Raw genomic sequence first — 3,212 nt, 5'->3', positions numbered from 1 at the left:
CAATCCTTAGCATCAGCTTAAAAATTAATTTGTCCAAATTATTGGGTTCGGTTCAATTTTCTGCTTTTTCTTTTTATTAGATAATGATAAAATTATAACGCTCGGAGGTGGATACAATGTTATTTTTTAGAAATGATTATGGACAAGGATGTATCGAAGACATTTTAAATATATTAAAAGATATTAATTATGAAAACATTACAGGATATGGACAAGATGAATATTGTCAAAAGGCAATTTCATTAATTAAACAGCAAATTCCAGACTTAGATGTAGATGTACATTTCATTGTAGGTGGAACACTTACAAATCAGACTATTATTAAACATGTTTTAAAACCATATGAAGGAGTTATTGCATGTGATACAGGACATATCGCAACTCATGAAACCGGTTCTATTGAAGCCACAGGTCACAAAGTTATTATGCTTCCTAATAATAATGGCAAATTAACAAGTGATGTAATTCGTAAGTGTTTTAATGATCATATGTTAACTTATGAACATATGGTATACCCTAAAATGGTTTATATTTCAAATGCTACAGAGTTCGGAACTGTTTATACACGTGAAGAATTAATGGATTTAAGACATATTTGTGATGAATTAGGTTTATATCTTATGATGGACGGCGCACGTTTAGCACAAGCTTTAATGTCACCTATCTGTGATTATACTATTAATGATTTAGCTAAATGGTGTGACGTATTCTATATTGGTGGAACAAAAAACGGAGCTCTTATGGGAGAAGCAGTTGTTATCACAAATCCTGAAATTAAACCATTCTTCCGTTTTAACTTAAAACAAAATGGTGCTATGATGGCAAAAGGATGGTTATTAGGAGTACAGTTTATTGGATTATTTGAAAACGATAATTATTTTAAAAACGCAAAACATGCAGATGAATTATCTAGTCATATTCAGGACGAACTTGTTCGAATGAAATATCCTCTATATATGAAAAGTGACACCAATCAAGTGTTCCCGGTTGTAAGTAAAAAACAATATGAATATCTAAGTGAACGTGTTGATTTTGAAATTTGGGATCAAAGAGAAGATATGCTTGTTATTCGATTTGCTACAAGCTGGTGTACAAAAAAAGAAGATGTTGACCAGTTAATTCAATATCTTGAACAAGCTTCGGAATTATAAAAAAAGTCAAGTTGATTTTCAACTTGACTTTTTTTTACTCATTAAAAAGAAATTCCAAAAATTCATTACACTCTTTTGACCAATCAATCTCACTATGATGTCCATATGGTTTTACATTTAGGTGAAAATGAACTCCTTTATTTTGTAATAAAGATACAATACGTGTACAAATCTTAGTTTCATTCACGAATTCATGTTTACCATCTTCTAAAGCACCCCACGACATATAAATTGCACTTTCATCGTAAAAGTGACTATAATAAGATTCGATATAAAGATAATCTTCTACCGGAGCTACAAAAGGGGAAATCACTAACGATTTTGAATAAATATCTGAATGAACCAATTGAGCATAGAGTGCCATCAAACCACCACAACTTGAACCACCAATCCAAGTGCATTCTCTTGAAGGATTAGTAGGATAGTTCTTGTCAATATGTGGTTTTAATTCATTGATGAAGAAATCCATTGTTAAATAACCTAAACCTTCGAAGGCTTCTTTTACATCAAAATCAGCAAAAGGATAAGGTCCATACTCATTTAAACGATTATTTCCTATATGAGAACACTCTTGTCCAACAATGATCAAATCTAGATTTTTCTGTTCTACAGCCTCAATTAAGTGCCAAGAATGGTGGAAAGTGGCATCATCGTCTAAAAATAAGTTTTGTCCATCAAACATGTATAAAACAGGATACACTTTACCAGAGTCCATATAATCATCTGGAATATACATATGAATCATTCGATTTTCATTCAATGAAGTCATATGCATCTCAAATTTTTTTAGCACAATGCATCCCTCTCTAATTTTCAATCATCAAAGCTTTTTGATAAAAAGCATCTCTGTTTTCTTTTGTCTTCCAACGAGCTACAATTAATTCATCACCCATAGCAGCTGCAAAAGCTTTTGGTAAATGTTTAACATAGATGATGTCGTCTTTAAATTCATTTTGTAGTTTCTCTATTGAGTATTTATAGTGAATTGAATCTCTACGCCCTGCAAAACCAGCTGAATAAGGTTTATTAATAATGTCAGGACAATTTTGTGTTAATAATAATTGCGCCCATAAATCATAAACATCAATATCACAGGCATAATTCATCAAATCGGGACAAATTCCTCCAGGTGGACGGAAATTAACTTCTAATCCTAAAACAAAACCTTTAGGTCCTAAGCCTTCAATGTCTTTGTTTAGACGGAAGAATTCACAATGGAAAAATCTATTTTTCAATTTAAAAGCTTTTATTGTTTTTTGAGCAAGTTGGCGATATTCATCTGAAATTTCTAAAGTTGTATATGAAGCCATGCTCAATTGATTGTTTACGCTGTCCATGCAGCTTCCAATATATTCCATGCTACTTAGGAAACGAATATTACTGTTTCCATCACATAAACCATCTAAAGTAAATACTGTACCGTCAATATATTCTTCTAATATCATATGATATTGCATTGTTTGATTATAGTAATGTCTTAAATCCTCATCACTTTGAAGTTTGTAAGTGAAACTTGCTCCTACTCCATGATCGGGTTTCAAAACGAGAGGATAGCCAACTTTATGAGCAAAATCTAATGCACTTTCTAATGAATCAACTAATAAATAACGAGCAGTTGGAATTCCAACAGACTCATAGTATTTTTTCATTGCGGCTTTAGATTGAAACTCATCAATTTGAGAAAAACTAAAACCAGTCTTTACATTAAAATCATCACGTAATCGTGCATCAAGAGTTAACCACGCTTCATTATTAGACTCAATCCAGTCGATTTTTCCGTATTTAAAAGTAAAATACCCTAAAGCACGTACCATTTCATCATAATTATGAAAACTAGAGACTACATAGCATTCATCACAGTGTGCTTTTAGTTCTGGTTGCAAAGAATTATAAGGTGTATCCACGATAGCTAAAACTTTAGCACCATATTTTTTTAACCCTCTACAAAACATCCAGTATGTGTCTGGATAATTAGGGGAAATAAACACAAAATTCATACTTTCTCTCTCCTGGTATATTCTAATTGACTCATCTAATAGTCATTTAGAATATACTTTTACT

Annotated in this window: 3 protein-coding genes; 1 reads left to right on the top strand and 2 read right to left on the bottom strand. The window is 31.7% G+C overall.

The features are described 5' to 3' along the window. The first annotated feature begins 116 nt into the window (after window positions 1-116). Window positions 117-1,151, top strand: coding sequence for a threonine aldolase family protein (locus ACI313_RS01070; protein ID WP_439755075.1), 1,035 nt, complete (start codon window positions 117-119; stop codon window positions 1,149-1,151). A 34-nt stretch (window positions 1,152-1,185) separates the two neighbouring features. Here ACI313_RS01070 and ACI313_RS01065 read toward each other — a convergent pair whose 3' ends face one another. Beyond that, window positions 1,186-1,920 (bottom strand): alpha/beta hydrolase, encoded by a 735-nt coding sequence (locus tag ACI313_RS01065; RefSeq protein WP_320607481.1) that lies wholly within the window; start codon window positions 1,918-1,920, stop codon window positions 1,186-1,188. A gap of 37 nt (window positions 1,921-1,957) precedes the next feature. Beyond that, window positions 1,958-3,148 (bottom strand): ATP-grasp domain-containing protein, encoded by a 1,191-nt coding sequence (locus tag ACI313_RS01060; RefSeq protein WP_439755074.1) that lies wholly within the window; start codon window positions 3,146-3,148, stop codon window positions 1,958-1,960. Window positions 3,149-3,212: the final 64 nt, after the last annotated feature.

Origin of the sequence: Floccifex sp., assembly GCF_051873495.1 — a bacterium.
Lineage (GTDB): Bacteria > Bacillota_I > Bacilli_A > Erysipelotrichales > Erysipelotrichaceae > Floccifex.
Note: the sequence above shows the minus strand (reverse complement) of the source record. Positions and strands in the feature narration are given on the sequence as shown.

What these genes read in the sequence shown, in the direction of transcription:
- ACI313_RS01065 (WP_320607481.1), bottom strand. Translation starts at nt 1,920, where the DNA reads ATGACTTCATTGAATGAAAATCGAATGATTCATATGTATATTCCAGAT.
- ACI313_RS01070 (WP_439755075.1), top strand. Translation starts at nt 117, where the DNA reads ATGTTATTTTTTAGAAATGATTATGGACAAGGATGTATCGAAGACATT.
- ACI313_RS01060 (WP_439755074.1), bottom strand. Translation starts at nt 3,148, where the DNA reads ATGAATTTTGTGTTTATTTCCCCTAATTATCCAGACACATACTGGATG.